Source organism: Chitinophaga sp. (genome assembly GCF_035761305.1).
Classification (GTDB): domain Bacteria; phylum Bacteroidota; class Bacteroidia; order Chitinophagales; family Chitinophagaceae; genus Chitinophaga.
The window spans coordinates 1-3,893 of record NZ_DASTRI010000283.1; the positions used below are offsets into that span (position 1 = coordinate 1).

A 3,893-nucleotide genomic window follows, 5' to 3' on the forward strand; every position below is an offset into this window, starting at 1 on the left:
ATAATGAATAATTAAGAATTAAACGATTTCAGCTCACGCGCAATTTTATCTGCCCATTCCCGCTGGGCCTGGGTATTCAGGCTATGGCGCGTTTCTTCATCATACGCATCCTGCAGGCGGTTCATTTCCCGGAAAGACTCCAGGTATTCATACTGGATCATACTGTCGTAGTCCTCTTTGGTAAGCGGCAGGTGCAGTATTTTTTGTTTGAACCGCTGCACCACCAGCCAGGTAATGTCAAAGTGCAGCTGTTCGTGCGCCAGGGCATAGTTATCCATAATACCGGGCCGTACCCAGGAGGCGCTGCGGACAAAAAATACCTGCAGGCGCAGGGTAATGCGCAGCGTATCTTTTTTTAGCAGGCTGCTGCCATCATAGGCAAAGCTGGTAAAAGCCACCGCCCCGCTGCTGCCGGAGCGGGATGGCTGGCCCCGGAAATCGGACCAGCGCAGTTTGCGCGTGTTATAAAACAGGGTATCGCTATCCGGATCGTCTGCACGGCGGTCTGTAACAAACACCACTTTTATAAAAGGAGCATTGTGCACGGCAGGCGTGCCTGCGTGGGTGCCGGTAACAGGCAACAAAGCATACAATATGCTCCAAACAGCAATAAACAGGTTCACTACTCCAGCTGCCGGGTAATAAAAGCAGCCACCTGTAATTTAAAGGATTTTCCGGCGGAATGCATAAAAATCGTAATTTACAAGTAACCAAAACAATCGTCCCATGTACGGTGGAGGATACATTTTTGATGAGCCCAACAGGAAACAGTTGCGCGACGAGCAGCTGCATGACGACCCTGAAAAGCTGGCCGCCTTTGAAGCCCGTATAACCAATGGTGAAAAAATAGAGCCCGGCGACTGGATGCCGGCGGAATACAGGCGGCAGCTCATCCGCCTTATAGAGCAGCATGCCCATTCTGAAGTAATAGGCGCTTTGCCTGAAGGCACCTGGATTACCCGCGCACCGGGCTTCAAGCGTAAACTGGCCCTCATAGCCAAGGTGCAGGACGAGGTAGGCCACGGGCAGCTGCTGTACAATGCTGCAGAAACCCTGGGCAAAAGCCGGGAAGCCATGATCAACGACCTGCTGAGCGGTAAATCCAAATATTCCAATGTATTCAACTACCCCGCCAAAACCTGGGCAGATGTAACGGTAATAGGCTTTTTGATAGATGCTGCCGCCATTGTAAACCAGGTGGCCAATGCCAAAGGCTCCTACGGCCCTTACTGCCGTGCGCTGGAGCGTATTTGTTATGAAGAAAGCTTTCACCTGAAGCAGGGGCATGATGCGCTGATAACGCTGGCCACCGGCACACCAATGCAAAAGGCCATGCTGCAGGATGCGCTCAACCGCTGGTGGCAGCCTATTATGCACTTTTTTGGCCCGCCGGACAAAGTATCGCAGCACTCTGAAAAGCTGATGCAATGGAAGGTGAAAATGGCCAGTAATGATGATATGCGCAACCAGTTCCTGGACACCTATGTGCCTAAGATATGGGAGCTGGGACTCACACTGCCAGATCCCCTGCTGCATAAAAATGCAGCCACCAGGCGCTGGGAGTATACTGATCCGGACTGGGACCTGTTCTTTAAAGTGATTAACGGCGGCGGCCCCTGTAACAGCGAGCGTTTGCTGGTGCGCAGGTGGGCCGAAACCGAAGGCCGCTGGGTACGCCAGGCGCTGATGCAGCCGGGCGAAAGAAGGGCCATGCCGGTAGCGTAGGTATTGGCCGTTTAACAAGGGCAAAATAAATATATCAATCGCCAATGGCGAATGGCCGGCAGCTAAAAAGAACGGCAAATATCAATTGGCGACAGTCAACAGCCAGCCAGGCAATGTTAATCACTGAAAGCTAACAGGCCGCAGCTAAAAAATCCGCTATGTCAGACCAATCATATGATCCGCGTGTGAACCGCCTGCAGCTGGGTGGTACAGACGATCCCGTAAAAGTAGCAGAAGGCGAAAACTGGAATGTGTACGAAGTATTTCACCAGGAAAAAAGAGGAAGCCACCACGTGCATGTAGGTTGTGTACATGCCCCCGATCCGCAGCTGGCGCTGGTATTTGCCAAAGAGCAGTTCGGCCGCCGTAAAAAATGTGTGAACCTATGGGTGGTGCGCAGCGCCGATATACTGGCTTTTAACCTGGAGGATGAAGATATGTTTGCCAACAACCAGGAAAAAACCTACCGGGATGCCAGCGGGTTTAAGGTAATGGACAAGATCAACAAATTCAAAGGCACGGCGCAAAGCCCTAAAGCAGAATAAATATGCAGGCATCTTTACAAAAAGCAATAGCGGCGCTGATCACTAAAATGGCAGATGATGAGCTGATATTGGGGCACCGCAATTCCGAATGGACGGGGCTGGGACCTGTTATGGAAGAAGATATTGCCTTTTCCTCCATGGCCCAGGATAAAATAGGCCATGCGTGGGCCCTGTACCGTATACTGCAGGAGCACCTGGGCGGGGAAGACCCTGATACCTTTGCCTTTATGCGGGCAGCAGCGGACTTTACCTGCTGCCACCTGGTTGAAATGCCTATTGGCACTTATGATTTTAGCCTCATGCGGCATTTCCTGTTCGACCATGCAGAGGCGGTGCGGTATGAGAGCCTGCAGCAGTGCAGCTTTTTACCCCTGCAGCAGCTTGGCAAAAAAGTAAAGGGCGAGCTAAAGTACCACACGCTGCATGCAAATGCCTGGCTGCTGCAGCTATGCAAAGGCGGCGGCGAAGGGCACCGGCGCATGCAGGCCGCGCTGGATAACTGCTTTGCACTGGCCTGCGGCATTTTTGAACCGGGGACAGATGATGACTTATTGGCAGACGCCGGTATTTATCCCGGTGAGCAGGCGCTGTATGAAAAATGGCTGAACACTATTTACCCGGTGCTGGTAAAAGCTTCCCTGAACCTGCCGGATCCTGCGGCTGTTGCGCCCCAATATGGCGGGCGTTATGGAAAGCATACCACTTACCTGCAGCCATTGCTGGAGGAAATGGGGGAGGTGTTCCGCCTGGATCCCGGCGCCAGCTGGTAAATTCAATACCATGACAACAACACAAAACATCACTGCAGCTATTTACAATGCGCTGGAACAGGTAATGGACCCGGAAATACCGGTACTGAATGTGCTGGAACTGGGAATGATAACCGGCGTTGCATTGGACAATGGTACTGCCTGCATAAAAATGATACCCACCTTTGCCGCCTGCCCGGCTATAAGCGTAATACAACAAAATATACGAACCACGGTGCACAAGCTTACCGGCCTGCCGGTACGGGTAAGTATTGACCACGATGTACAGTGGAACAGCAACCGCCTTACGGAAACCGCCAAACAAAAGCTGCGGGATTTTGGAATAGCTGCCCCGCAAAAAAATACCGGCAGTGCGCCGGAAGAGATCATGCTTAACACCCCGTGCCCGCATTGCCACAGTGAAAACACCTACCTGCGCTCGCCCTTTGGCTCTGCGCTTTGCCGCGCCATACACTACTGTAAAGACTGCGGAATGGTGTTTGAGCAGTTTAAACCCGTAGAATAATACAGTAGTACATGTGGAAAGGAATTTATATATTACAGCCTAAATAAAAGCTGCGCATGAAGATAGGCTTGTATTTCGGCTCCTTTAATCCTATACATACCGGGCACCTGATTATTGCCAACTATGTAGCCTACAATACGGACCTGGATAAAGTGTGGCTGGTGGTATCGCCGCAAAACCCGCTGAAACCATCCTCTGCGCTGCTGAATGAGCATCACCGTTTTCATTTGGCCGAGCTGGCGGTAAAAGGCGAGCAGCGCCTGCGGGCCAGCAACATTGAGTTTTCATTACCGCGCCCTTCCTATACCATTGATACGCTTACCTACCTGTCTGAAAAATTCCCCACAC

At 51.7% G+C, this 3,893-nt stretch carries 6 protein-coding genes; 5 read left to right on the plus strand and 1 reads right to left on the minus strand.

The genetic code is table 11. The features are described from left to right. Positions 1–11 precede the first annotated feature (11 nt). Positions 12–623 (minus strand): hypothetical protein, encoded by a 612-nt coding sequence (locus tag VFS25_RS23765; RefSeq protein WP_326464677.1) that lies wholly within the window; start codon positions 621–623, stop codon positions 12–14. A 103-nt stretch (positions 624–726) separates the two neighbouring features. On the opposite strand from VFS25_RS23765, the gene paaA reads away from it, so the two are divergent. The 5 genes from paaA to VFS25_RS23790 all read left to right on the plus strand — a co-directional run. After that, positions 727–1,725 carry a 1,2-phenylacetyl-CoA epoxidase subunit PaaA gene (paaA, locus tag VFS25_RS23770; protein ID WP_326464678.1) on the plus strand — a complete coding sequence of 333 codons (999 nt, stop codon included), beginning with the start codon at positions 727–729 and terminating at the stop codon, positions 1,723–1,725. A 158-nt stretch (positions 1,726–1,883) separates the two neighbouring features. Then, a complete protein-coding gene (locus VFS25_RS23775; protein WP_326464679.1) occupies positions 1,884–2,270 on the plus strand; it encodes a hypothetical protein in 387 nt (128 codons plus the stop codon). Between the two features lie 2 nt (positions 2,271–2,272). Next, the gene (gene paaC, locus VFS25_RS23780; protein WP_326464680.1) at positions 2,273–3,040 is read left to right on the plus strand and encodes a 1,2-phenylacetyl-CoA epoxidase subunit PaaC; all 768 of its coding nucleotides are present in this window, start codon (positions 2,273–2,275) and stop codon (positions 3,038–3,040) included. Positions 3,041–3,050: 10 nt separating this feature from the next. Beyond that, a complete protein-coding gene (gene paaD / locus VFS25_RS23785; RefSeq protein ID WP_326464681.1) occupies positions 3,051–3,545 on the plus strand; it encodes a 1,2-phenylacetyl-CoA epoxidase subunit PaaD in 495 nt (164 codons plus the stop codon). Between the two features lie 56 nt (positions 3,546–3,601). Further along, positions 3,602–3,893 (plus strand): adenylyltransferase/cytidyltransferase family protein (locus tag VFS25_RS23790; protein ID WP_326464682.1); only part of this gene is annotated, 292 nt, incomplete at its 3' end.